General features: G+C 56.2%; 18 protein-coding genes and 1 tRNA gene. 10 read left to right on the forward strand and 9 right to left on the reverse strand.

Annotation, left to right across the window (positions count from 1 at the left end; genetic code table 11):
* Positions 1-37 precede the first annotated feature (37 nt).
* Positions 38-1,345, reverse strand: a complete 1,308-nt coding sequence (locus Pla52o_RS10150) for a lactate racemase domain-containing protein (RefSeq protein WP_146594480.1) — start codon at positions 1,343-1,345, stop codon at positions 38-40.
* A complete protein-coding gene (locus Pla52o_RS10155; RefSeq protein WP_146594481.1) occupies positions 1,342-3,204 on the reverse strand; it encodes a leucine-rich repeat domain-containing protein in 1,863 nt (620 codons plus the stop codon). Before Pla52o_RS10155 ends, Pla52o_RS10150 begins: the two co-directional genes overlap by 4 nt.
* A gap of 149 nt (positions 3,205-3,353) precedes the next feature.
* On the opposite strand from Pla52o_RS10155, the gene Pla52o_RS10160 reads away from it, so the two are divergent.
* The 5 genes from Pla52o_RS10160 (at position 3,354) to Pla52o_RS10180 (ending at position 10,488) form a co-directional block, all read left to right on the forward strand.
* Positions 3,354-4,937: a sulfatase family protein gene (locus Pla52o_RS10160; RefSeq protein ID WP_231612230.1), complete on the forward strand. Its 1,584-nt coding sequence runs from the start codon at positions 3,354-3,356 to the stop codon at positions 4,935-4,937.
* A 106-nt stretch (positions 4,938-5,043) separates the two neighbouring features.
* Positions 5,044-5,319, forward strand: coding sequence for a hypothetical protein (locus Pla52o_RS10165; protein WP_146594482.1), 276 nt, complete (start codon positions 5,044-5,046; stop codon positions 5,317-5,319).
* A 240-nt stretch (positions 5,320-5,559) separates the two neighbouring features.
* On the forward strand, positions 5,560-6,963 hold the full coding sequence (locus Pla52o_RS10170) for a DUF1501 domain-containing protein (protein ID WP_146594483.1): 1,404 nt from the start codon (positions 5,560-5,562) through the stop codon (positions 6,961-6,963).
* A 181-nt stretch (positions 6,964-7,144) separates the two neighbouring features.
* The gene (locus tag Pla52o_RS10175; RefSeq protein ID WP_231612231.1) at positions 7,145-8,212 is read left to right on the forward strand and encodes an alpha/beta hydrolase; all 1,068 of its coding nucleotides are present in this window, start codon (positions 7,145-7,147) and stop codon (positions 8,210-8,212) included.
* Positions 8,213-8,259: 47 nt separating this feature from the next.
* On the forward strand, positions 8,260-10,488 hold the full coding sequence (locus Pla52o_RS10180; RefSeq protein WP_197169141.1) for a sulfatase-like hydrolase/transferase: 2,229 nt from the start codon (positions 8,260-8,262) through the stop codon (positions 10,486-10,488).
* A gap of 70 nt (positions 10,489-10,558) precedes the next feature.
* Here Pla52o_RS10180 and Pla52o_RS10185 read toward each other — a convergent pair whose 3' ends face one another.
* Entirely contained in the window at positions 10,559-11,527 is a 969-nt protein-coding gene (locus Pla52o_RS10185; RefSeq protein ID WP_146594484.1) for a Gfo/Idh/MocA family protein, read from the reverse strand.
* A gap of 264 nt (positions 11,528-11,791) precedes the next feature.
* On the opposite strand from Pla52o_RS10185, the gene Pla52o_RS10190 reads away from it, so the two are divergent.
* Positions 11,792-12,706, forward strand: a complete 915-nt coding sequence (locus tag Pla52o_RS10190) for an RluA family pseudouridine synthase (protein WP_231612232.1) — start codon at positions 11,792-11,794, stop codon at positions 12,704-12,706.
* Between the two features lie 24 nt (positions 12,707-12,730).
* On the opposite strand, the gene Pla52o_RS10195 is transcribed toward Pla52o_RS10190, so the two are convergent.
* The 4 genes from Pla52o_RS10195 to Pla52o_RS10210 all read right to left on the reverse strand — a co-directional run bounded on the left by Pla52o_RS10195 (position 12,731) and on the right by Pla52o_RS10210 (position 15,819).
* Entirely contained in the window at positions 12,731-13,462 is a 732-nt protein-coding gene (locus Pla52o_RS10195; RefSeq protein ID WP_146594485.1) for a metallophosphoesterase family protein, read from the reverse strand.
* A 127-nt stretch (positions 13,463-13,589) separates the two neighbouring features.
* Positions 13,590-14,270 (reverse strand): YqgE/AlgH family protein, encoded by a 681-nt coding sequence (locus Pla52o_RS10200; RefSeq protein ID WP_146594486.1) that lies wholly within the window; start codon positions 14,268-14,270, stop codon positions 13,590-13,592.
* Positions 14,271-14,562: 292 nt separating this feature from the next.
* Positions 14,563-15,567 carry a ketoacyl-ACP synthase III gene (locus Pla52o_RS10205; RefSeq protein ID WP_146594487.1) on the reverse strand — a complete coding sequence of 335 codons (1,005 nt, stop codon included), beginning with the start codon at positions 15,565-15,567 and terminating at the stop codon, positions 14,563-14,565.
* A 179-nt stretch (positions 15,568-15,746) separates the two neighbouring features.
* Positions 15,747-15,819: transfer RNA gene (locus Pla52o_RS10210), tRNA-Gly, on the reverse strand.
* A gap of 391 nt (positions 15,820-16,210) precedes the next feature.
* On the opposite strand from Pla52o_RS10210, the gene tig reads away from it, so the two are divergent.
* Entirely contained in the window at positions 16,211-17,713 is a 1,503-nt protein-coding gene (gene tig, locus Pla52o_RS10215) for a trigger factor (protein ID WP_146594488.1), read from the forward strand.
* A gap of 326 nt (positions 17,714-18,039) precedes the next feature.
* On the opposite strand, the gene Pla52o_RS10220 is transcribed toward tig, so the two are convergent.
* Entirely contained in the window at positions 18,040-19,230 is a 1,191-nt protein-coding gene (locus Pla52o_RS10220; RefSeq protein WP_146594489.1) for a M20 family metallopeptidase, read from the reverse strand.
* Positions 19,231-19,340: 110 nt separating this feature from the next.
* Positions 19,341-21,029: a hypothetical protein gene (locus Pla52o_RS10225; RefSeq protein ID WP_146594490.1), complete on the reverse strand. Its 1,689-nt coding sequence runs from the start codon at positions 21,027-21,029 to the stop codon at positions 19,341-19,343.
* Between the two features lie 371 nt (positions 21,030-21,400).
* On the opposite strand from Pla52o_RS10225, the gene Pla52o_RS10230 reads away from it, so the two are divergent.
* The 3 genes from Pla52o_RS10230 (at position 21,401) to Pla52o_RS10240 (ending at position 25,292) form a co-directional block, all read left to right on the forward strand.
* Positions 21,401-22,189: a DUF6690 family protein gene (locus Pla52o_RS10230; protein ID WP_197169142.1), complete on the forward strand. Its 789-nt coding sequence runs from the start codon at positions 21,401-21,403 to the stop codon at positions 22,187-22,189.
* Between the two features lie 522 nt (positions 22,190-22,711).
* Positions 22,712-22,936 carry a DUF4339 domain-containing protein gene (locus Pla52o_RS10235; RefSeq protein ID WP_197169143.1) on the forward strand — a complete coding sequence of 75 codons (225 nt, stop codon included), beginning with the start codon at positions 22,712-22,714 and terminating at the stop codon, positions 22,934-22,936.
* A 475-nt stretch (positions 22,937-23,411) separates the two neighbouring features.
* Positions 23,412-25,292: a DUF4129 domain-containing protein gene (locus tag Pla52o_RS10240; RefSeq protein WP_146594492.1), complete on the forward strand. Its 1,881-nt coding sequence runs from the start codon at positions 23,412-23,414 to the stop codon at positions 25,290-25,292.

Below are 25,292 nucleotides of genomic sequence, written 5' to 3' on the forward strand. Positions count from 1 at the left end.
TCACGAGGTTGCCGTCCCCCACCCTCGTCAACGCTGATCAGAAATCGAACCCGTTCGATAAATTCCCGGCGGCATCGAACGACAAGGCCTCGAGTCCGCCGATCGGCTTTTGCTCAACCGCCTTGCTGACACCGCTGCCGCTATTCACGTCGTCCCAATACGCCTCGCTGCAGACCAGTTCGCTGAGATGCAGCGTGTCTCGGATCCAGATCCAGCGGAGTTGCTCGCGGTTTCGTTTTCCGACTTGTCCCATCGCCGCAACCAACGCCTCACGATCGGATTCAAAATGAATCGGCACGGCGCCCGCCGACGCATGCATGCTGGTCAAACAATTGATGCGAGTCTTGTCGTAATCGATTTTGTCGACGACCCGGCGGTGGCAAAATTCGGCCACGCCGATTCCCGCGGCATTGCCCGCCGTTTTTTCACTGAGATCTCGCACATAGATCTGTTTGACTTTGGGGAATTCGTTTTCCGCAGCAACCTTATCATTCCATTTGCGTCCCACCACGTTGGTATCCATTCCGGTGCCGCTAATCTCTTTTCCAATTCGGTCGACGATCAAGAGATCGACATCGTCAAACGGCAACCGCGGCATCCGCTCGCGCGCCATCGACAACAAACGGGGTTCGACCGAGAGAAACTCAGCCGCTTCAACTGCTTCCACATGCGATACTTGGTCAAACGCATCTTCGACAATCGCCAATCCGAGCGAAACCGGAGCGGCGGCGCAAATCATCGGCACGATTTCATTGGCCATCGAATCCAAGCAATAATCGGCATCCGCCATCGCATGATGATAGCGGATCGCTCCCTGATGTTTGCCCAAGCCGATCAACAGCATCTTAGCCAAACCACTTTCGTAGCGACCGGCCAAACGGGTGTGCGGTTTGATCCGATTGACGATCACGACGTGGTCCAACTGGGACGCAATTTTATCGAAGTGCACGTCAATCCCCGACCGTGACGCTCCGATCACGACCGTTTCCATGGAAGAACGAATCTCACAGCCCATCGCGGTTTCCTCGACCCCCAGCGAGCGCAGTAGCGCGGCTTGCCCTTCGGCCGTCGCACCACCATGGCTGCCCATTGCAGGGACAATCACAGGAACCGCACCAACGCGTTTCACAAAATCGACCAACGCCGAAACGATCGTGGGCAAGTCAGCAATCCCACGACTCCCCACTGCGATCGCGACGGATTCTCCAGACCGAAGTCGACTAGAGAATGTCGACGCTTGGATCGAACGATCGACCGATTGGCGAATATCGTCGACCGCCTGCGAGGCGAAAAACTGTTGCAACCGAAAGCATCGCGGTAATGCTGGATCAACATGGTGGTTCATTGCAATCGCAGCTCCAGTGGATTGAGTTTGACGTCGGGGCGAGCTCGTTTGAATTTTTCGAGCCGTGCCTCGGACACCCTCGTTTGCTGGACATCCAGTACTTCCAACTTCGAAAGCGACTCAATCATATCCATTGCCGCATCGGAAACTTGGGTTTTGGTGAGCCACAGGGTGCGTAGTTCCTGCAATCCTTTGATCGCTTCAATCACGTCATCATCGACTGCCGTAAAACTCAAGTCGATCTCTTCCAACTCAGAGGCCATCGCCAAGCGGGTGGCAATCCCATTGTCGACCGCGGTCGCCTCGAGGCTTAGTTGGGTGATCGAAGTGGCTTCTGAGATCAAGGCGTTCACCGCATCGGAGGTGATTTGTCTGTTTTTTGAAAGGTCGAGCCAATCGAGTTCTGGTAATGGAGGAAACGACTGCATGCCTTCGGGGGTGACTTCACAGGCGGCCAAACACAATCGTTTTGTTGTCGGGCTCGGCGGATTGCCTTTGAGATCCGAGTCACGGACGTTCAGAAAGGAACGCATTTGCTGCATCGTCGGTTGCGGTGCGGGAGACTCGGGATACGGAGATTCGATGCCGTACATCATCGCCAAACGATGGTAGATCCATTTTCGATTCTCGAGATTACCGCCATCGAGCAATTGATGCGTATGAGCAATCGCGTGTGCGTAATAACGAGCCAAGTCGGTGCGTTGCTGGGCGGCGAGTCGACCTTCGGGTTCGAGTTCCTGCAACGGCATGAAATCGCCGCCCACGTTCGTGCGGTAACGAGCGTATTGAAGCCGGGATGCGTCCCATCCTCCCACCGTTGCAATGCCATCGCCGATGCGTAGCGATTCAAAGTAACCTGCGATGCCTTCGATCAACCAAAACCCCGAACCTTCACCCGGCATGGTGTCGTTGGCCGATCGACTGCCTCGCCCTCGACTCGATCGCGTCGCTTCGCGGAACAATTGGTGAACCAATTCGTGTCGTCGCGTCGCTTCGGTTTCCTCGTGACCCGCGAACAAAAACGTGGTGCGGTTCTCGTCGCTATAAAAGCCCGTGGAGCGTTCGATCCCAGGGATCTGTTTAGAAAGCGTGGCGGCGTATTCATTGCCGTCGCGAAACAAAACCACTCTCATTTTCTGACGAGTCGCAAGTCGCGACGTCGACTTTGCGAGATGATCCGCGATCGAAGTGCCGCGACGCCAATCCGCAAACGCGATTGCGACTTGTGCGTTGCCTTCCCACAGCGGGAAAAACATTTGCGTCCAAACCCAATAACACTGTTCAAGATCCTCGGCCACACGCCGAGTATCCTCGTCCGACGCACGACTGTAGATCGAAAAGTGCGGCGATTCATATTGTTGGTAACTTCCACGCTGCCACCGCAACCACGTCGGGGCGGAGCGACCGCGAATGCTGCGAACTTCAATCACTCCGTCCAGCGGCAGTCCCAGAAAGCGACGCACCCCACGGTTGGCGGGATCCGATGCATGCGTTTGCCAAAGCTCTCGGTAGGCACGCCAAGCATGCTCGGTTCCGGTCGTCGGAGCGTTGGCCGGTTGAGCCCCGGCGTCCCCCCTCGCATCGGCCATCGCGGCATCAGCAAAGGAGGCGTCTGAGAACGCCGATGGTTTGACCCCCGGGTGCCCCGTCGCGAGTGCCACCGCCAACGTCGTTCGATCTGCTGCGAATCCCCGATTCGCAGCGCCCCCCCAAGCCACCGTCACGATGGTCAGACACGCTAATGCGAGGGGCAGCGATGGAGCGACGAATCCCGATTTCCTCGAAATCGTCAGCGGGTAAACGTCGACACAGTGAAGCTGTGAGCGGGATCGCAAGGCAGAGAATGAAAATCGGTGCACCGTATTCGCCATCTTAATTTGAATCCATTAAACTGTATTCCCACTTGGCCATCCCGACCTGGCCTCAATTCCCGTTTGCCCTCACCGACGTTCGCCTCACTCGAACCTCGCGTCGGACTCGATTTCACCACGCTTTGGGACTTATCCACATGGCTCGCCACTCGATGCAATCGAACTCGACCCGCGATTCCGTTCGCTTCCGTGCGCCGATCGCGGTTGTCTTCATCCTACTCGGATGGGTGCTTTCATTATGCGTGACAAACGACGGCAATGCAGCCGAACGCAACGTAATTTTCATCATCACCGATGACGAAAGCCCGACCTTGGGTTGCTACGGCGATGCGATTGCCAAGACACCCGCGATCGATGCGATTGCCGCGGACGGCGTGTTGTTTCGCAATGCGTTTGCCACCACGGCATCGTGTAGCGCTAGCCGAAGTGTGGTGATGAGCGGATTGCACAACCATCGTAACGGACAATTCGGCCACCAACACCACTATCACAAATTTGCTTCGTTTCATGACGTCGTGCGTTTGTCGCTACCCCAAGTGATGAAGAATGCCGGTTACCGTACCGGGCAAATTGGCAAGTACCACGTTGCACCCGAAGCGGTTTTTCATTTCGAAACCTACCTCAAAGGCAATTCACGCAACGCGGTCGAAATGGCGGACGCGAGTCGCGATTTCATTACCGATTTGAGCGACGATCGGCCTTTCTTTCTGTACTTTGCCACCTCCGACCCACATCGCGGCGGGGGGGTGGACGAAACGAGCCATTTGGAACTGAAACCCAATCGGTTCGGCAACAAAGCAAAACGAGGTGCGTACCCTGGCGTCGAAGAGGTTTTCTACGACCCCAAGGACGTGGTCGTGCCCGCGTTTTTGCCTGACACGCCGGAGACGCGTGAGGAGTTGGCTCAGTACTACCAATCGTGTTCACGAATCGACCAGGGGGTGGCCCGCTTGGTCGAAATCCTGAAGGCCAACGATCTTTACGACAAAACGATGATCGTCTTCACCTCCGATCACGGGATGGCGTTCGCCGGTGGCAAAACCACGGTCTACGAAGGCGGTTTGCGAGTCCCTTTTGTTGTACGCGATCCGTACCAAAGCGTGCGTGGTGTCGAGTCCGAAGCGCTCCTTAGCCACGTCGACATCACTCCATCGATTTTGGATTTCGCGGACGGATTGAACCGGAAAACCAATGCTCCCAAAAATCCTATCAATGTGAAAAAGTTTTGGGCCGAGCGTGACGAAGCGATCATGGATAATCGAAACGGGGGCCAGGCGTTCGATTCCTACCATGGCAAATCGTGGCTGCATCTATTGGCTAATCCAAGCGAACCGCATCATGAAACGATCTTTGCATCGCACACGTTTCACGAAATCCAAATGTATTACCCAATGCGAGTGGTTCGCGACAAGCATTACAAATTGATTTGGAACATCGCGCATCCGTTGCCCTACCCGTTTGCATCGGATTTGTGGGCGGCAAGCAGTTGGCAAGCACAGTGGAAACAAGGTCCCGATGCGGTGTACGGCAATAAAACGGTGGACGGCTATATCCATCGTCCTGAATTTGAACTCTATGACATTGCCGCGGACCCCAACGAGATGAGCAATCTTGCCGAAAGCGAAGGGCACCAAGATATCTTGGACCGCTACAAAGCCAAGTTAAAGTCGATGCAGAAAGAGCTGCAGGACCCTTGGATCATGAAATGGGATTACGAATAGAACGAGAGGGTGCCCACGCAGAGGTTTTCATTGCGTCGACCGATCGTGGCAACTATCCTAACCACAGACGCTTTTCTTCGTTCCTCGTGTAGTTTGCCATCTATCGATGATCTATTTCATTCTCTGGGTCGTCTTTCTCGCCGTCGTTATCTTGGCGGTCCCCATTGTTTCGCTCCTGGGAAACCGTAAATCGCGGGCGCCCAAAGCGGACACCGACCCCGCTGCGGTCGCAGAAGAGAGTGAAGAGCAAGCGTTTGGCGAGAACGAAGGGTTTGTTGCCGAAGAAGAAGCGGCCGAGGTGCCTGCGGACGATGGATTCGGCAGCGGCGAACCGGTGATGACCGGCGATGATGCACTCGAAGGCTTCGATGAACTGAAGTAGGTGGGGGCGTCAGTGGATTCGGTAGAGCGGCCCCGGCGCGGGACCACCCGCTCGAATTCGAACGTTTTTCTCGCTGCAACCCGACGGCGTCCGCGCCGCGGGCGCTAAAATGGGAATGGCTAGAACTCGCAGGTGGGGCAAAAGATGGCCACGACACGCTGGCAAAATTCATTAGAATAAAGTCAGCCTCCCTCCTCTCTCCCACTCTCCACGCCCCCCCTCCCATCCGAGTGCGATTCGATGAATCTCCATCTACCTCCGTTCACGCGTCGCGAGATGCTGCGTCGATGTGGCACCGGTTTAGGTGCGATTGCGTTGAGCGATATGTTGACTCGCGAAGTTGCTGCGGAGGGATTGCCACCGCTGCAATTTCCGCCGAAAGCGAAATACGTCATTCATCTGTTCATGAATGGAGGGCCGAGTCATGTCGATACGTTCGATTACAAACCGGCCCTTGCCAAGTTTGATGGAAAAACGGCGCCGACCGGGACGCTGAAGACCGAACGCCCGACCGGCAACGTGATGGGATCCCCGTTCAAATTCAAACCATACGGGGAAAGTGGGATTCAGGTCAGTGAGCTGTTTGCCAAAACGGCCGAGCACATCGACGACATCTGCGTGATCAACTCCATGCGCGCCAATGTGCCCAATCATGAACCATCGTTGATGTTGATGAATACTGGCGAAGCACGACTGGTGCGTCCCAGTGTTGGATCGTGGATGACGTACGGTTTGGGCAGCGAGAATGAGAACTTGCCCTCGTTCATTGTCATGTGTCCGGGCGGCTACCCGATTAAGGAGTCTCAAAATTGGCAAAACAGTTTCTTGCCTGGAAAGTATCAAGGGACCTATGTCGATTCGAGCCACGAGCGTGTCGAAAAGCTGATTGACAACATTCGTTCGCAAGGCGTTTCGGAGCATGACCAACGAGCGCAGCTCGACCTGCTCGCCTCGCTGAACCACGCTCACGCGGCACAACGTCCGGACGATCCACGGCTAGAATCTCGGATTGAGTCGTTCGAGCTTGCCTATCGGATGCAATATGAAGCATCCGATGCATTTGATGTTTCGAGAGAGACCGCGGCGGTGCTCGACTCGTACGGGACTGGCGATTTTGCCAGACAATCGTTGATCGCGAGGCGATTGGTCGAACGCGGAGTGCGGTATGTCCAGCTCTACACCGGCGCCGGCCAACCGTGGGACAATCATGATGACCTAGCCGACGGACACCGCCGCTTGGCGAAACAGGTCGATCAGCCGATCGCGGCGTTGTTATCGGACCTTAAACGCCTTGGCTTACTCGACGAAACGCTGGTCCTGTGGGGCGGCGAATTCGGACGAACTCCCGTGGTTGAAATGCCCAAGAAAGGCACCAACGCCGGCAAGATGAACGGTCGCGATCACAACCATCATGGATTTACCGTGTGGATGGCTGGCGGCGGTGTCAAAGGCGGACAAACGATCGGAGCGACCGACGAAATTGGTTTTCAAGCGGTTGAGAATCGAGTGCACGTCCACGACTTGCACGCCACGATGTTGAAATTGATGGGATTTGATCACAAGAAATTGACCTATCGATATGCTGGCCGCGACTTCCGTCTGACCGACGTTCACGGCCGCGTTGTCGAGGATCTGATTGCCTAGTCGCGTCCTTGCGAAGGCGTCCTCGGTCAGCAGAAGAACTTGTGCGATGCGATCCCGATTTGCTTCGGAATGCGACAAGACGGGTGTGAATGCAAGTAGAATAACGCTCCTCGTTTGTCCGGCGTCTTTTGCATGAACCGATGTCGACGTCACTCCCCCTACTCTCTTCGCAAAGATCTCGATGTCCATGAAATCAATGGTTCGCTTGACGTCCACTTGCTGTTTCATCGCCCTATTTGCCATCCCCGCGGGCGATCGCCCTGTGTCGGCGGCGGACACTTATTCCGAAAAGCCTGGTACCGAGGGGAATGGGAACCACGTCGTCGGCCCCGATTACTCGATCGATCCCGATTTGACCGACCGCGGCAATCCCAAAGGCAAGTTCTTTGAGTTCTCGATGCCGTTGGCCGACAGCAAGATTTTCCCTGGCACTGACTCGACGCTTGATCCCAAAAAGGAAGTTCGCAAGGAACGAAAAATCTTTGTCTATATCCCCGCTGCCTACGTCGACGGCACCAAGGCGCCAATCTTGGTCACGATGGACGGTCCAAGCCGGTTGGATTTGGTCCGCAACGCGCTTGACAATCTGACGATCTCGAAAGATCCCAAACGCACGTTGCCCGCGTTCATTGCGATCGCGGTCCAAAACGGGGGCAACGACGGCAAAGGCAGCGAGCGGGGACTGGAATACGACACCATGTCGGACCGCTTCGCCCGCTTTATTAACGACGAAGTGCTGCCCGCGGTGCTCGGCAATGAGAAGATCAAAGCGGCGTATCCCCAGATAGCCTTCACCGAAAATCCATGGGGTAAAGCGGTGATGGGATGCAGTTCGGGAGGCGCAGCGGCGCTCACGATGGGCTGGTTCCGCCCCGACTTGTTTCGCCGATTGATCACCTACTCAGGCACCTTCGTTGACCAACAAGACGACGACGCTGCCGAAGAAGCGACTTACCCACTAGGTGCTTGGGAATACCATTCCAGCATGAAGTTGATCGAGAACCGCGAAAAAAAGCCGCTGCGGATCTTTACTCACGTTGCCGAAAACGACCTCCGCGCCGACGATCCTGAAGAAACGTATCACAACTGGGTGATGGCCAATGAGCGGACTGCGGCCGCGTTGGAGGCCAAAGGATACGATTACCGCTACGTCTTCAGTCGTGCGACGCGGCACTGTGATCGCAAAGTGTTCGAGCACACGCTCGCCGATACGCTGGTGTGGATGTGGCGTGGCTATCACGCTGAGTGAAATTGCTGAGTGACGTCCCTATGAAAAATCTCATCCCCTCGGTTGCCATGAATACGACTGCAATGAAATCCATTCTCTGTTTCACCGCCATCCTCGCTGTTTCATCGCTTGTTTTCTCGACACCGCAGACGCATGCCGACTCGCCGCCGAACATCGTGTTTTTCTTTGCCGACGATCAAACCACTAGCACGATTGGTTGTTACGGCAACGAGGTCATTCAAACCCCTAATATCGATGCGTTGGCAGCGCGCGGTACGCGGTTTGAAAACGCCTTTGTCAGCCAATCGATCTGCTGGGTTAGCCGCACCACAATCCTGTCGGGATTGACCGGACGCAGTTACGGCACCGCTGCGAATCCTGAGTTGGCGCGACCCGACGCGGTGAAAACACTGTACTCGGATCTGTTGCGTGAAAACGGTTACCGCACCGGTTACTTTGGAAAATGGCACGCCAAGATGCCTGCGGGGTATCGCAACCAGGATCACTTTGACGAGTTCGAAGCGATCAGCCGAAACCCGTATTACAAAAAACAACCCGACGGCAGCCTGCGTCACGAAACCGAATTGATCGTTGATCGCGGAATCGAATTCGTCAAGAATCAGCCCAAAGACAAACCGTTCGCACTGAACCTGTGGTTCAACGCCTGCCATGCCGAGGACAGTGATCGGCGACCAGGCATTGGGCATTTCCCTTGGCCTCGCGCGGTCGACGGCATGTACGAGGACATCGAAATCGCACCTCCGCGATTAAACGACCTCGCGATCTTTGATTCTCAGCCGGACTTTTTGAAAACGACGATCAATCGCGAGCGTTATTTTTGGCGTTGGAATACAGACAAAAAATACCAGACCAACATGCGAGCCTACTACCGCATGGTCAGCGGTATCGATGGTGCGATCGGCCGCTTCATGGCTGCATTGGAAGAAGCCGGATTAGCCGACAACACGATCATCGTTTACTCCGCCGACAACGGCTACTACATGGGTAACCGCGGGTTGGCCGGCAAATGGTCGCATTACGAGGAATCACTACGCGTGCCGATGATCGTCGCAGATCCGCGGGTCCCAAAAGCTCAGCAAGGTAAAGTCAGCGATGCGATCGCGCTAAATCTGGATCTACCTGCGACATTCTTGGATTGGGCCAACGTCGAAGTGCCAAAACGCTATCAGGGGCACAGCCTAAAGCCAATCGTTGAAGCTGAAAAACCGGCTGATTGGCGAACGGAGTCGTTTCATGAACACTTCGCCGTTCGCAATCGCATTCCGGCCTACGAAGGCATCCGTAACGAGCGATACAAGTACGTTCGCTACTTCGACCACGGCAACCATGAATTCCTGCACGATTTGAAAAACGATCCGGACGAATTGACCAACTTGGCCTCGGATCCGCAACATTCCGAGACGCTCACGGCGATGCGTCAGCGGACGACCGAGCGTGTCGCTGAGCTCGGCGGCCCGCTTGATCCGCTTAAAAACTTCTCTCCGTCAACGGTGCCTCACCCGGAAGCCTCTGCCGCCGTTGGCACGCGGCCGGACAAGCAGGGTTTTGTTCGCGCATTTGATGGCAAGACGCTTCGTCAATGGTCGGGCGATCCGCAGTATTGGTCGGTCCAAGAGGGTGCCTTGACCGGAGTCACCGATGGCTCGCTTAAGAGCAACCGCTTTATTACTTGGGAAAACTCGACGATTCGCAATTTTGATCTGCGTGTCAAAGTCAAAGTGACGGCCGGTGGCAACAGTGGATTGCAGTACCGCGGCACCTCTCGGCCTGACCTAGGGCTAGACATTGTGACCGGCTACCAGTGTGACGTCGTCGCCAACAACCCGAACTACAACGGCATGCTTTACGAAGAGCAGGGTCGCAGGATTCTAGCGCACACGGGCGAGAAAGTGATCATCGACAACGAGGGACGATCTTGGGTAGTCGGCAAGTTGGCGGGCAGTGAAGCGATCAAAGACTTCGATACCGAAGCTTGGCACGACTACCGCGTGTTGGTTCGCGGCAATCATCATCAACACTGGATCGATGGACACCCCACCGCCGACCTGATCGACTTTGATGAAAAAGGACGTTCACTTGAAGGCGTGCTGGCCGTGCAAGTGCACGTCGGTCCGGCGATGAAGATCCAGTACAAAGATTTCAAGATCAAGCATCTTCCCGATGATCTGCCTCTTTTGAAGCCCGAGGATCATCCGATCCCTAGCGATGCCTACGGAGTGAAACCGCAAGGCCGTTCGCCGAAGGATTGGAAGGCCCCGGTTTACGGGCAACGTTAGGTCCAGGCATCGCTAGATGCATTCTCAAAAATGACGCAGGATTCAAACCGTCGCTGCATTCGCAAGAACGCTACTGGCTATCGTCGTAAGCGTTTGCCATGACGATGTTCGTCCGACGGCCCTCGTCGCCATTGACTCGCGGCGAGCGGTTGTTCCGGATCGCGTCGGCGAAGTCGGCAATCAGCGGTTGGCAGAAATTCGCCGCGGGCGGCAAGGTTTCGATCGTTTGTTCGCCATCGCGTTCGATGATCAATTGGTCGCCGTTTAACGGACACGCCCTCAACCGACCTCGTGTTCCGGTGATCGCAAACTCATCAGGATCATCGGCACCAAAATGGCATTGCAGGGTGCCCACCATTCCACATTCAAAACGCAGCAAGAGCGCGGCGGTGTCTTCGACTTCGTAATCGGCCGCCACGGTCGTGCAAATGGACTTCACTTCCGCGATGGGACCGAACAGGTGCAAGAAGACATTGATGCGGTGGCTGCCCACATCCATCAGCGCCCCTCCACCGCTGTCGGCCCGCTCGGTTCGCCAATGCCCTTCCTCCCCTGGTTGCATCGCAACCGGAGTGGCGGTGACCGCGGAAACTGCCAACGGGGTGCCGATGGCGTTACTTTTCAATAAGTCTTCGATCCGTTGGAGGAGCGGGTAAAAACGCCGATAATAGGCAACGCCAAGTCGCACGTTCGCGGTCGCACAAACCTCAATCATTTCGCCGCACTCCGCCACGTCCATGGCCATCGGTTTCTCAACCAAGACATGCTTTCCCGCCGCCGCCGCCATCCGAGCTTGCGGCAAATGTTCGCGGACGGGCGTGGCGATATAAACGGCATCGACATCGATGTCCTTCATCAATGCGCTGGCATCGGTGTAGCGGCGAGGAATCGATAACGCATCACAAAATTCGTCAAGCCGATCGGAATCGCGACGACACGCGGCAATCAATTCGTTACCCGGCGTGTTCTGAATGGCCTGGGCGACACGTTTACGCGAAACATCGCCACATCCAATCAGTCCCCAGCGAATGGTGTTCATCAAAATCTCGTGGTGAAGCGTGGGAAGGATCTTATTCGTACTCAGGCCGAAGCAATCGTCAGCCCGAAGCAAACGGCCGAAACCAAACGCCGAGTATGATGGATCAACGCGATCCGACCAATGGTCTCGGTCGCCTTGATACAGCAAAACCTCTGTCCTGGCAAAAATCGCGTCCCGCAGCGATAATGCCGGCGTTGTGAATCCACCCTAGCATTCGCCTTGCTGCTTCTCCCCCCTTATCCCGACGTAGATATTCCGATGCCGATGACGACGCTTTCATTGACCGTGGACGAAGAGAAAGCAGGACGGATCGATCTGATCGTTCGCGACATGGCGGGGGCTTCACGCAGCCAAGTGAGGGGAATGTTCGACCACAACTGTGTTTCAGTGAACGGCCACCCCTGCAAAGGTATTGCCGGCTCGGTGAAGGCCGGCGACGTTATTTCGCTTCGCTACGATCCCAATCAGCGATACCGTGAGAAGAAACGAAGCTGGGACGACCGTACCTTCAGCATCGTTTTCGAAGATGAGCACCTGATCGTCGTCGACAAGGCGGCGGGAACCTTGACGGTGCCGACGGACAATGGCGAACCCAATTCGTTGGTCGACCGCGTTTCGATCTACCTGAGTCATTCGCGAGGGCAAAAAGAAGCGTGCGTGGTTCATCGCCTCGATCGCGAAGTCAGCGGGTTGCTGGTCTTCGGAAAACACGAAGCGATCGCGAAGCAACTAATCGAACAATTCAAGCAGCGAAAGCCCGAACGCGTCTATACCGCCATCGTTGCCGGATTGATTGAGGATGACCAAGGCACCTACCATTCACATCTCGCCACCGGAAGCAACTTGGACCGGTTTGTCACGAAGCCGTCGCGAGAGACGGAAACCGCGATCACCCACTACCGCGTCGTGCGCCGCTTGACCGACACCACCTTGGTCGAAGTGCAGTTGGAAACGGGGAAACGAAACCAAATCCGAGTTCAATTCGCCGACGCGGGGCATCCCGTGCTCGGTGATCCACGCTACCAAACCAAGCGTGCATCGCACCCATTTTGGGTTCGCAAGCGAATCGCGCTTCACGCCCGATCTCTTGCCTTTACCCACCCCATCACGGGCGAAACGGTCAAATTTGAGTCCCCGCTTCCATCGGCGATTCAAAAGTTCGTCAACGCGGGACGCTGATCGCTAACAGCACAAACCGGGGGATCACGACGGGGGACGCTTGATCGACCGCAGCGTGCTTCCGAGGAATTTCGCTGTTTTGTCGATTCGCTCCTTGAAGGACTTCAGCGGGGCGCGGCGAACGTGCCCGTGCCGATCGGTTTGCCACAGGTCACAGGTCGCCGTTTCCATGGCGGTTAAGTAACCGCCGCCAAAGCAATAGGTGTCGATGCAGACAAGGTGTCCCAGGTCCAGCACGTTGCCTCCGGGCTGTGGCGTATGGCCGAGGAAAACTCTTTTTCCGCTGCAGTGAGCCGAGGGGCGAGGAAAATCAAGGTGCTTCCAAAACAACGTTGTCTCCTCCTGTAGATCCATCGAAATGCTGGCGACGTAGTTAGCGTGGACAAAGATCGACTCCTCGGTCACATGATACGCTTGGAGGGAGCGCAGAAACTCGAGGTGATCGGCGGGGATTTTGTCCAGCGCGCCGCCGTAACTTGCCAAGGTCGCTTGCCCGCCACAGTGGCTCCAAATCGTATCATCGAGACCTGCGATCACGCCCATCAACATGATCTCGTGATTGCCTCGCAGCGCAATCACACGGCACACTTTCTGAAGTGCGATAATCTGCTCAATCACGTCCTTGCTGTCCGGGCCGCGATCAATGTAATCGCCCAAGAAAATCAGCTCATCGTCTGGCCCAGGAGCGATCTCTTCGATCAGTGACCGGAGTGCTTTAGCGCATCCATGGATATCACCGATCGCAAATTGTCGCATTAGGTAGACCCAGGGGGGGAGGGGGGAGCGTTGAACGTGGTGCGAGGAAAGTCGATGCCGCCGAACTCACTCCGGCTTGGGACGTTAACGCACGATCGAAGGTCGGACGGATGAGGCTAGGGGAGTCTTAATTTAAGTTGGGGTCGCCGAAGTGAACGCCGGGCGCCATTGAGTTAAGCACATCGTGCCCACATTGGTGAACCGCTAATTCCCAAACCTTGTTAGGGTCACCAAACAGAATCTCGCTAGAGGGTTTTCCCACTAACCAACCTCCCATTCGCAATTCTTCGTCCAATTGACCGGGCCCCCAGCCGCTGTAGTGGGCGATATAGCGAACCTTGGCATCGCGCCGTTGCAGCAGAATTCGCAGGTGATCATCATCGCCCGTGATCCAAGCGGGCGGATTCCCGAAATCGATCGACATGCTTCCGAACGGATCAGCCGGATGGTTTTCGATCGTGAACTTCACCCCCTCAGTGATCGATTCACCGGGCCCCAACGGATCGCTGGGAGCGGCTCCAGTAATGGGGCCACAGGGATCGCCGATGCCGGCAAGATCGTGCAGCGCCAACAGCGGCCCTTCGACCGGGCCCCCGCGATAGATAAAGTCATCGTCGCGGGGCTCACCACCGACGCTGGTGCTAAGTTCTACAAGTTCGCGAAAACGTTTATCGGTAGGTCGGTTTACCGCCAACCCGAACGCGCCCTCGGGATCATGTCGAATGATAAAGATGACCGAGCGAAGAAAATTGCCATCGCCTAAATAGGGGGACGCAATCAGCAGTCGGCCTGAAAGATTTTCCGGCATTGTGAATCCCTCCGCTTCGCGACCAAGGCACGCGTGGTTGAAGTCGATAAAAACGAGAAATGTTGCTGTCCCGATCCAGAAATCGGAGCAGCCCCAGTTGGTTTACCCCGCTTCACTTTTGGGCAGGGACAATTTTAGTTCAGCGCGAGCATGGGGCGAAGCGTTGGATGGCCCGCTCGCAACAGGCCCGCTCGCTACAGGCCCGCTGACGATGGAGCTGGGCGAATCCGGGCATTTACAATCAGCCCAAGCAATCCAATTGCCCAGGTAACATATTAGCCCAGGTAACACATTAGCCCGAGTAAACATCTCGCCAAAGACCGCCAGCCCATGACAAGCCGACCCCAAAACCTACCAGCATGTTAATGGATTCCGCCTTCAATTCGCCACGACTTCTTAGCCGATCGATCAAAATTGGCAAGGTCGACGAAACCGTGTTGCCCACATCGGAAAGTTCAATCGGCAGACGTTCGGGAGCCACGTCCATACGTCCGCGGAGCTGGTCGAGCATCTTCCAGGTCGCTTGATGCATCAAATAGCGATCGATATCGGCATCGGAAAGTCCGTTTGCCTCCAGAATTTCGCCGACCAGTCTCGGGACCGCCTCGACGGTGAAATTGATCAAACTGGGTCCATCCATGTACAAGCGACTTTTCCAGCGTTTGCGATGCCGGGGCTGGATCGCATCTTCAGCTGCCCGGGCTCCACCGTCACCGACCACCAGCATGTCGCCGCCGCTGCCGTCGCTACCAAATTGAAATCCCCAGAGCGTTTTTTCGTCACTGGCGGTCACCAATGACGCTGCGGCCCCGTCACCAAAGATCGTTCGCAGGCTGCGATCGTCCGAATCAATGTACTTGCTGTAGGTTTCTGCGGTCAGCAGCAGGATTTTTTTCGCGACGCCACTTTGGATCAGTCCATCGGCCATCGCCAAGCCGTAGACAAACCCGCTGCATCCAAGGTTAAAGTCCAACGCACCACATCGGGTCGGCAACCCAAGCCGGTCTTGGATCAAGCAGCTCGTCGTCGGCAACGGATAGTCGGGCGTTTGCGTGCAAAACAGCACGAAGTCGATCGACTGAGGGTCAATCTCCTGTTCAGCAAACAGTTTTGTCGCTGCCTGGACGGCGAGATCGCTGGACGTCTCTCGGGGCTCCGCGATATGTCGCTGGTAGATCCCTGTTTTTTCAGCGATCAGCGAGAGGTCCCAACTGGGAAAAACTGCCTGAAGTTGTTCGTTCGTTTCCACTCGCGTAGGCAAGTGAACAGCGATCGGACCGAGTTGAGCATGCGGCACTGCAGAAATCCACGATTGGCCGAAGGGTTAGATGCGAAGCAAAGGAAAAAAGATAGCGTCCATCACGTTAAGATGAAAGCCACCAAACACGAGAAAACCCCTGTCAAAAACGGAGTCATTTGCTTCGCTCGCTGCGAAACCACATGGCTTGAGACGCCACGCGTGTAAAGAAGAGAAAGAGCGGCTGATGGGATTCGAACCCACGACAATCACGTTGGCAACGTGATGCTCTGCCAACTGAGCTACAGCCGCAAAACTTTCAACGCCGGGAAGAGTATCGCTTGCTGTTGAATCTTGCAAGGGCACTTTTCCAGAAGTTTTTTTTGACTGGCGAACCGCTTGGTTTCCCAGGCGTTTGCCGTTGTCTGGGCCGATTATTGAGTATCGACGAAAATCGTTCAAGCCCTATTTGGCAAGATTGGCGATCTTGTTTTGCTGGACACCTTGGGCGAGCGATCTCGAGCAAGCAACGCTTCTTGGGATCTTCTGATTTTCCCCCATTTCCACGATGCACCTTCACAGGGTACACTCATGGGCTTGATCTATAGAAACGATGAGGCGCAGCGAGCCGATGGTCGGTTTTCCTGTCTCGCCCTCATGTGCCATACGATGACGCCGTAAAGACGAGAGGTCTTACCGAAGGATGTCCACCTCCACTGAGCCCGAAACAACGGAAGTTCCGGAAGAAAAAAAAACGATTCAACTGGAATCGAAGGTCGAAAGTCCTTCGCCATGCGTTCGCCAGGTGATCGTTACGATCCCCCACGCAGAGGTTGAGCGTTACCTGAAGGATGCCTACGACGAAATCGTGCCGGAAGCTTCCGTGCCTGGTTTCCGTGCTGGGCGTGCGCCACGCAAATTGGTTGAAAAGCAATTCCGCGACCGTGTTCGCGAACAAGTGAAGGGCGCCCTTTTAATGGACTCGCTCTCACAAGTGAGCGACAAAGAAGAATTTTCAGCGATCGGCGAGCCGGAGTTTGACTTCGAATCGATCGAATTGCCCGAAGGCGACGGCGACTTCAAGTACCAATTCACCGTCGAGGTTCGCCCTGACTTTGAAACGCCCACTTGGAAGGGACTCAAACTCTCCAAGCCCGTCGAAGAAGTTTCCGATGCCGATGTCGACGAGTCGCTACAACGCGTTCTCGGTCGCTACGCAACGCTCGAAGCGACTGACGAAGCTGCTGCACTTGGCGATAAACTTGTCGTCACGATCAAGTTCTCCGAGAACGGCAAACTGCTCAGCGAATTCGAAGAAGAGCGAATCACGCTCAACAACCGCTTGAGCTTCTCCGATGGCGTGATCGAAGACTTCGGCAAGGTCATGGAAAATGCCGTCGAAGGCGATCAACGCACCGGCAAAGTCAAGATCAGCGACGGCGCAGCGAACGAGGAAATGCGCGGCAAGGAAATCGATGCCGAGATCAAAGTGGTCGAAGTATTGAAGTCCGAATTGCCAAAGATGACGCCAAGCTTCTTAGAAGAACTGGGCGACTTCGAGTCCGAGCAAGAGCTTCGTGATTTCGTTCGCGATTCGCTCACTCGCCAAGCCGATTACCGCACTCAGCAAGCCCTTCGCCAATCGGTCGTTGACGCCTTGGCGGGCGACGCCGACTTTGAATTGCCGAAGTCGTTGGTGCAACGCCAAACCCAACGCGAATTGCAACGCAAGGTGCTTGAGTTGCGTCGCAGCGGTTTTGACGAAGACAACATTCGTCGTTTCGTTAACGCATCACGGCAAAACGCCCAAGCGTCAACCGAAGCGGCGCTTCGCGAACACTTCATCCTCGAAAAGATCGCCGAGGAAACCAAGGTCGATGCAGAAGCAGCAGATTACGATGCCGAGGTCGCATTGATCGCTCAACAAAGCGATTCGCCCGAACGAAAAGTTCGCGCTCGCCTGGAAAAGAGCGGCCAAATGGACGCGCTTCGCAACCAAATCGTCGAGCGCAAGGTGATCGAAATGATCGTCGAGGCTGGCGAAGTCACCGAAGAGAAGGTTGAAAAGACCAAGGGTGAAGACGACGAAGAATTCGCCGTCTACCACAACGTCTTGCCAACACGCGACAGCGACGCGATTCCTGAAGCGAAGTACGAAGACAACGCGCCGAAAGATGGCGAGAAGAAGGAAAAAGAAAAGGAGTAATCCCTTTCAGTCCCCTTTGAATACACAATCGCTCGCTCTCATCAGCCGATGGGAGCGAGCTTTTTTTGTGCCACGGCGCGGCTTTGATTCCTGAAGAAGCCACCGCACAGCGCAATCCACTGCACAGCCCCGACAAACCGCCGAGCAAGCTTCAACGGGCGCTATCGCGGTCTTCCCCAGCAAACCACAACCGGAAGCGACTCCTAAAGACAAAAACGCAACTTCAACGCGGACCCGCCGAGCGATGAAATGCCCCTGTTTGAAATTCGCTCACGCACCCCGACTCCACGCAGTGCAGTGCAGCAAGCAGCCAGCCGACAACTGAATCATTCGGCTTGGCACCAATGCTCAATCGCCCGGCGGTACAAATCGGCGCCCTGTCCGAGCTGATCGATTGAAACCCATTCGTCAGCGGTGTGTGCCTGGGCGATATTCCCGGGCCCGCAAACCAGCCGCTGCGACAACTCGCTGAACTGACCACCATCCGTGGAATAGCACTTCGTTGCCGCCGTGCCGCCAGCAAGCTCGCACATCGCTCTGATACAGGGATCGTCCGCATCGACCCAAACAGGATCGCCTCCCTCGAGGGCTTTGAACTCTAGCCCGAGAGATGCCGCATAGCTCCTCGCTTCGTCGATCAAATCGTTGCCATCGATCCCAGGCATCGTGCGCAGGCTAACCCAAGCTTCGCTTCGGGGCGGCGTGACATTGATCGCAGACCCGTGATCGGTAAACCCAAAATTCCACGACAATGTGGGGGGATCAAAGCGAGCGTCTTGGTAACGGGCTTCACTCAGGGTGCGTTGATGCAGCTCAGCAATCTTTTGAAGCATCGGGACCATTGCGACATTCGCGTTGACGCCATCGTTCGTGCTGCTGTGTCCGGCGCGTCCGTGGCTGATGATGCGAAATCCCGTGATCCCTTTATGGGCGTGAATCACCCTAAGCTCGGTCGGTTCGCCAATGATCGCCAGCGGTTGGGCCTCGACGATCTCGCGAAAGCCGGCTGAAGCGTGAACCAGATGCCTTGCTCCATGAAATCCGGTCTCTTCATCCGCGGTGCAAACGACCCACAACGGACGCGTCTGGGATTCCCGAGGAACCTGCTTTACCGCGGCAAGGAACGCGGCAAGCGAGCCCTTCATATCGCAGGAACCGCGGCCGTAAACACGATCATTAACGATCGTCGCATCGAAAGGACCTGCTGAAGCACCTTGATTCGATTCCGCCTGCGGGGCGCCGGTCCAGTCATTGGCGGGCACGACATCTGTATGGGCGAAATAAGCCAATCCGCCCGCGGGAGACCCCGTCGCCCCGCTTGGCATTCGCTTGGCCAGCACATTGGCTTTCTCGACACCCCGAAAGTCAACGTAGGTGGTGACCTCCGTTTCGAACCCCAGTGAACGCAACATTTCGGCCACGCATTCGGTGACCTCTACATTGCTAACGGAACTAACCGAGGGGAAAGCAATCAAGCGCGAGAGTGTGTCGACAATTTCGTGAGTAACGTTTTTCATGATGTACGTGAGAGTAGCGTTGGATACTGCAAGCGACACAGCGGGTCGCCGCACTTTGTCTGTGTTTTCGTTAGCGGACGCAATCACGCCCCGCACCCGCGGCCAGCGGGCTACGGCGATGACGCGAGCAAGTCTCGCAGGGCAACGGCGATTTGCTTAGGACTAGCGCCTTCGACCTCCGCAGTCATCGCTTCGAGCGTTTGGATTGCCGCTTGTCGATAGGCGTCGTTCGAATTCGGGGCAATCGCTTGGTAGACGGCCTGGGACGCGATCACCGCAGGGTCCCCTTCCTTTAACGCAAACGACGCGACTTTTTCCGCCAACCGTGGTGGCAACTCGTCGAAGGCGTACTCCTTGATCTTTGCATTGAAGCGAATCACCAAGCGATCGGGGCCCTTTTCGACGACAATGACGCGAAGATTTTCGGTGACCTCAAAATCGCTCCCCGTATCCAAGGTGCCGACCCCACGCTCAATTGCTCCGCGATAGTAGCTTGCGAGATCCGCAATCTCAAGCAAAGGACCGGCTCGCATCTGCTGCTCTGGCGTGAATGCGGTATCCGCAGCGGCGTCATGCACCGCCTTGATTTGCTTCCAGTCGGACGACTTGATGGCCGTTCGAGCCTTCGCAATCAACTCCTCTCCCTTGGCGACCATCTCCTCGCTCAGCTCCGGAACGGAAGGGGCCGCCGGGGCTGGCTCAGGCGTGTCGGGCGGGGTCATTGCTGGCCCGGGCGTCGTCGGCGCGGGCACAGTGGTCTCCATCGATTCCATGGGGCTAGAGACCTCCGCGTCGTCGCGGTCGTTGGTCGCATTGGGTTCGGGCGACATTTCCATTGGATTGCTATCGCCAGCATCCATCCCTCCCAGACCCCCCATGCCCCCCTGAGTATCGCCGAAGGAGCCACGCGGATTATTGCTCCCACTGCCATTGCGAGTCGCGGGAGCGAGACTCCCCATAATAGGGTCAACGGCGCGGGAACGATTCCCCTGGCTTGGGGATCGAGGCGTTTCGGCTTGCAGACTCTTATCGCTTCCTTGATCGGTCGACACCGTAAAACTGCCGTCCTTTGCCGTAATCGCGATCGTCCCTGGTTTTACGTTGATGACCCACACCAGCGCCCCGATCATTGCGATCATCGCGAGGCCAAAAATCATGGACACGTACAGCCCCGTGCGTGATTTGCGCCGTCGCTTGGGTGCTTTCTTCTTGATTGCGACAGGAGCGGCCGCAAACGATGCCGCCTCATGATTGCCCGCCGCTGCCAAACCATCGTTGCCTGGGCTCGGGTTCGCTGCTGGCACAGGGACGACTGGCACTGCTGGCATCTCAATAACCGGAGTGGCGGCAACCGGAGACGCTGCTGCGAGCGGATTCCCCTGAGGAAGCAAGGCCGCAAGCGGATCTGCTTTGGGCAGCAATCCGACCAGCGGGTCAGCTTTCACAGCCGCACCAGGCGGAGGAGGCACCGCCGCAGGAGCGGAAATCGGTGCCGCAGCGCCAGGCGGCGGAGGGAGCTCCTCAAGCTCGATGACACCAAAACGAACATCAAGCTCTTTTTTCTTAACGGGGTCAAGCAAGATGTCGCGAGACTGTTGGACCCACTTCGCCGCTCGTTTCCAATCCGCTGGATCGGCGGTTCCTTTGGCGTCCTGGAGTTTTCGGATGGTCTTTTTAATCGCCGCATTGATCACCTCAGCATCCTGCTCTCCCCCCACCAAGGAAAACACTTGGTACGGATGTGGGTTCTGGGTCCCCGAGGGAAGCGAAAGGAGGTCAAGCATTTCGTTAGCCGACATTCGTCTAGGTCCGGTGGAAAGGAAACGACCGACAGGTTGCGTGGGGGGGGGGCACAGAGTTGCAGGGAGGGTTAAACCAACATGCTTCTAGTGTAGTCCATTGCCTGGAATCGAGGGAGGCACGCCCATGCGGGTTATGCAAAGAAGTCGGCAGCAAAAAGCCTTTTCCCAGGCCGCAAACTCGCGAGTTAGTCAACCCGATACTCCTATGCGGGTAATAGCAAATAAATCATTCGTGACGCTTGGCAACAACGTAGCGGTCACGCAAGAGATCGGTTCTTTCCAGAACAAGGACGGCACCTTCGGTCGATATCACTAACGGACCTTTCGTTTTTCACTTCCATCTCATCGGAAATCTTATGTTCCCCCTGATGCGAATCCGAACCGCCGCCGCGATCGCCGCGTTGGTAGGTGGCCCCTACGTCGCTTCGGAAACCGAGATGGGACGTGAAACGGTCACCACCATCAAGCAGCAATTCCAAACGAGCGAGGTCGCTAACCTTGCCGACAATGCGCTGTTGAGTCAAGACACGGGCTACGGCATCCACTCGCATTACGAAGTGGAGCAATTGCGTCATAAGGAACCATCACGCTACCGCTACGATCACGAGCTGGCCCGAAAACTCGGCGCGATTCCCGCCGCGGCGGAACAGGAACCCACACTGTTTGGCGCCACGGTCGATGACATTCGCGAGGTGCTCCGCTTCGATATCGGTTCGGAGTGGGTGATCAATCGATTTACCCGCGTCACCACCGTGCTTGCAGACTTGAATATGGAGGGGCTTCGAGTGCCGATTGTCACCGGCACCAAGGCGGATGATTTGGCGGGCACGTTGACCTACTATTTTGACACCTCCGGAAAAGTGCAACGGATCACCATCCATGGTTTTACGGGCGACCCGAGCAAGATGGTCGCCATCATGACCGAACATTATGGTTTAGCCCGAGAGCCCTCGCTCGAAGCGGGCGTTTACACTCGTCGCTGGAACGGCCAACCCGTTCAATTCTTCCGCCTGACTCACGCGCCGGTCGTCTATAGCGACGCCATTCACCAAAAGTACACGGTGTTCGTTGAGCTCAATCAGCCTAACCTCGCGTTTGGAATCAGCCCCGAAGCGCAGCGAATTATGAATTCGGATCATTACAGCGGTCGTTGGTAACGAGCCTCGGTCATATTGCGTTGCCAATCACGCGATGGACGTAACGGCATGCCCCCGTCTCACTTTGGCCGACCGCTGCAAGCGGCGACGATTACCACCGGGTCGTTTCCGCCTAACCGCTGTCCGAATCACGCTAGACGCACCGAAGGCCTCCTATCCTAGACCCCCTGCGATCACGCATGGGGTGAAGGAGAGCGAGATCCCAATGAGAGACGCTAATGATGGTGTCCCCATTAGATTCCGCATCGCGTTCGTGGCGAATGGTGGTCAACGAGTTTTCGTTTTTTTCAGTTCAGTGGGGGTGTTTGCTGGCAACGCTGACGCCGAGCGGATAGAATCGCGAATGAAGAATGCGTCTGGGTTGCGTGGGCTCTGCTGAGATTTTCTGTTTGAGCCCTCTCTCAAGACTGCAGACCCTGAACGAGCCTGCGGGTACGAACGAGAGAATTTCAGCAGGAACCTACAGCATGAAAAAGCAGCACTCCGAAGGTGCTGCGGCTATCAAACTGATGAGGTGAACGCATGGGTGCGGGATGGTACTACATCGCAAGCGGCTGGATCCGAAAGACACGCCGGATCGGCCCCATTTCAGAGTCGGATTTGCTTCATCTCATCGATGACGGCAAAATCTCTCCGGAAACGTTGTTGCAAAGCAGCAAGACCAAAGGGAAATGGGTTCCGATGAACGCGGTGGACCCCGCCATGAAACGCTGGCAAGAATCCCATTTCAACGAGCCTGAGACGTAGCCATCGGGCAAGCCACTTTTCGGTCTTCGCCTCGATCCACAGTCCGGTCCAACGATTGACCATCGCATCCGTGCTGCAACAGCCCCCTCCATTCCATGCGGGGGCCCTCGATTTCGAAGTGACGCTATCGTTGTTTTTTCTAGGAAATCGTAACCCGAACCGTCCGCGAGGAAGGGAATCTAGAGCGATATTCCCTCGCTTAGGCTTCGGATTTTAGAAAGCCCATCACTTCAAAACGCGTCCACGGGGCACCATGGATTTGGCGTTGTGGTGTTCACAGCGACTGAACCGCCGAATCAAATGACCTGCTCCCCGCTGCCAAAGGGCGTGTGCCCTAAAACATTGCCGCGAGAATAAGTGTCTAATCTAGTGGTGGCCGCGGTCGTCAGGTTTTGCAGGAAAGCGTTGCGAGCGTTTTGGCGAGTTTGGCTGTGGCATTGAATGACCGCACGAATGACCACACGACAGCGAAGCGATGGCAACGACGACCTCAACTAAAACTCTGGCGGACTACGCAGCCATTGCTGTCGCACCGCTGCTGATCTTCTTGATGATCAACAGCCTCGCGAACTACTTGATGTTGGTTCTGTATCACGGCGGTTACTCCGAGCGAGTTTCGTGGACCCTGTTCATGTACACGATGGGAGTGGTCAGCGTAGCGAGAATTGCCATCCAGCGAGATCGCGGTTATGCGATGGGCTATCTATGCGCCCTGGCCGCGGTGACTTTTTTGGCGATGATGCGATTCGTCGGCGCACCGTTTTTCAGCCTCTTTATGTTGGCGTTGATCGCGTTTCTTTCCGACCGCATCGTCCACGACTGCACCCTGATTGACGAATCCGTGGATGCGAGCGGACAAGGGCTACTGGACGCTGGCGGCCATTTTGTTCGCAAACAACTGCAAGTCCCACCGCGACCGCAGGCATCCCAATCGAGCCCTGAGGGTGAGATTCCGCATCACAAAACACGAGTCTCTCCCCACAAACGAGGCTCGCATCCACCGGGCCGAACGGTCCTGTATCTGGCGCTTGCTGCGTTGCCGATGTTTGGAATCGGCCAGCTCTTTCTGCGTACCGATGCGGGCGCAGCAAATCGTGCGGTTTGGTTACTGGCGGTCTATCTATTCTCGAGTTTTTCGCTGTTGGTGACGACCAGCTTTCTCGGACTCCGACGATACCTGCGGCAACGCGGTGTCGACATGCCCAATAACGTTTCTGCGGGATGGATCCTGGGCGGCTTGGTCGTCATCGCTCTCGTGCTTGCGATCGCCTACTTGGCCCCCCTTCCCGGCCAGACGCTTGCATCAATCCGGCTGCCGGAATTCATGGAACCTTCAAAGGACCTCACCGCCAGCCAGTACGGGCAGGGCAACGAAGCGGCGGAAAAAAAGAAAGAGGACGCCGCGGTTACCAGCCAGGATCCAAACGCCGCCGCTAAACCAACGCAAGAAACCACCAGCAAAGAGGGGGCTCCCCCAGGACCCGCGGCGGAGGGCAAAAGTGAATCGGGGCCGCCCGGAAAACAGGACGGTGGTCAAAAATCCTCTTCCACCGATCCATCGAGTGATCGCAAAAAAGAATCCCCGACCGAGTCGGGAAAGTCCTCCGAATCACAGGATGGCAAACCGCAGCAACCGCCCGCCCAAAGCAACGATTCCAAGGGCGAAAGCCAACAACCCGGCGAATCAAAATCCAACGAGACTCAAACGGATCGCCCCCAGTCAGACTCAACCCAGTCAGACTCAACCCAGTCGGCGGCAAGCGAGCCGCCATCGGAGCCCGAGCCGCCATCCGCCCGCCCACCTTCGTCGATGCCGGCGCTACTAAACACGCTTGGCACATTGTTGCGTTGGATCATTGCGTTAGCGTTAGCAAGCCTAGTCGCATTCTACCTCTACCTTCATCTCGATGCGATTCGAGCTTGGTTGCGTGGGCTTGGGTTGGGTAGATCCACAGGCTCGGAAAACCCGGCAAACGAGACGCCCGATCGAGCGACTCACCATCCCACCAAGCCGTTCGCTGCCTTTCGCAACCCCATCGGCGTCGAACAGGATCCACGACAAATCGTGATTGTGACGTTCCAGGCGTTTGAAGCCTGGACACGTGAGCGGGGGGCGCATCGCCTCAAGGACGAGACGCCAAGTGAATTCTTGAAGCGGATAGCGGGAACCATCCCACAACTAGCGACTCCGGCACTTGACGTCGTCAACGCGTACAACCGGATCGTTTACGGCGGTGAAATGGCGACGCCTGCGGACGTTTCGGCTTCGGATCGGGTATGGAAAACCATGAAGTCATCCGCTCCGACGAAACGCACACGCCCCCCGCAGCCCCTTTCGCATCCATCCCTCGACTAA

Source organism: Novipirellula galeiformis (assembly GCF_007860095.1).
GTDB classification, from domain to species: domain Bacteria; phylum Planctomycetota; class Planctomycetia; order Pirellulales; family Pirellulaceae; genus Novipirellula; species Novipirellula galeiformis.

Bases quoted from the DNA above. Each gene is read 5' to 3' on its own strand.
- Pla52o_RS10175 (WP_231612231.1), top strand. From the start codon at position 7,145: ATGTCCATGAAATCAATGGTTCGCTTGACGTCCACTTGCTGTTTCATC.
- Pla52o_RS10190 (WP_231612232.1), top strand. From the start codon at position 11,792: ATGACGACGCTTTCATTGACCGTGGACGAAGAGAAAGCAGGACGGATC.
- Pla52o_RS10150 (WP_146594480.1), bottom strand. From the start codon at position 1,345: ATGAACCACCATGTTGATCCAGCATTACCGCGATGCTTTCGGTTGCAA.
- Pla52o_RS10220 (WP_146594489.1), bottom strand. From the start codon at position 19,230: ATGAAAAACGTTACTCACGAAATTGTCGACACACTCTCGCGCTTGATT.
- Pla52o_RS10195 (WP_146594485.1), bottom strand. From the start codon at position 13,462: ATGCGACAATTTGCGATCGGTGATATCCATGGATGCGCTAAAGCACTC.
- Pla52o_RS10160 (WP_231612230.1), top strand. From the start codon at position 3,354: ATGGCTCGCCACTCGATGCAATCGAACTCGACCCGCGATTCCGTTCGC.
- tig (WP_146594488.1), top strand. From the start codon at position 16,211: ATGTCCACCTCCACTGAGCCCGAAACAACGGAAGTTCCGGAAGAAAAA.
- Pla52o_RS10235 (WP_197169143.1), top strand. From the start codon at position 22,712: ATGGGTGCGGGATGGTACTACATCGCAAGCGGCTGGATCCGAAAGACA.
- Pla52o_RS10230 (WP_197169142.1), top strand. From the start codon at position 21,401: ATGCGAATCCGAACCGCCGCCGCGATCGCCGCGTTGGTAGGTGGCCCC.
- Pla52o_RS10225 (WP_146594490.1), bottom strand. From the start codon at position 21,029: ATGTCGGCTAACGAAATGCTTGACCTCCTTTCGCTTCCCTCGGGGACC.
- Pla52o_RS10240 (WP_146594492.1), top strand. From the start codon at position 23,412: ATGGCAACGACGACCTCAACTAAAACTCTGGCGGACTACGCAGCCATT.
- Pla52o_RS10185 (WP_146594484.1), bottom strand. From the start codon at position 11,527: ATGAACACCATTCGCTGGGGACTGATTGGATGTGGCGATGTTTCGCGT.
- Pla52o_RS10170 (WP_146594483.1), top strand. From the start codon at position 5,560: ATGAATCTCCATCTACCTCCGTTCACGCGTCGCGAGATGCTGCGTCGA.
- Pla52o_RS10180 (WP_197169141.1), top strand. From the start codon at position 8,260: ATGAATACGACTGCAATGAAATCCATTCTCTGTTTCACCGCCATCCTC.
- Pla52o_RS10165 (WP_146594482.1), top strand. From the start codon at position 5,044: ATGATCTATTTCATTCTCTGGGTCGTCTTTCTCGCCGTCGTTATCTTG.
- Pla52o_RS10200 (WP_146594486.1), bottom strand. From the start codon at position 14,270: ATGCCGGAAAATCTTTCAGGCCGACTGCTGATTGCGTCCCCCTATTTA.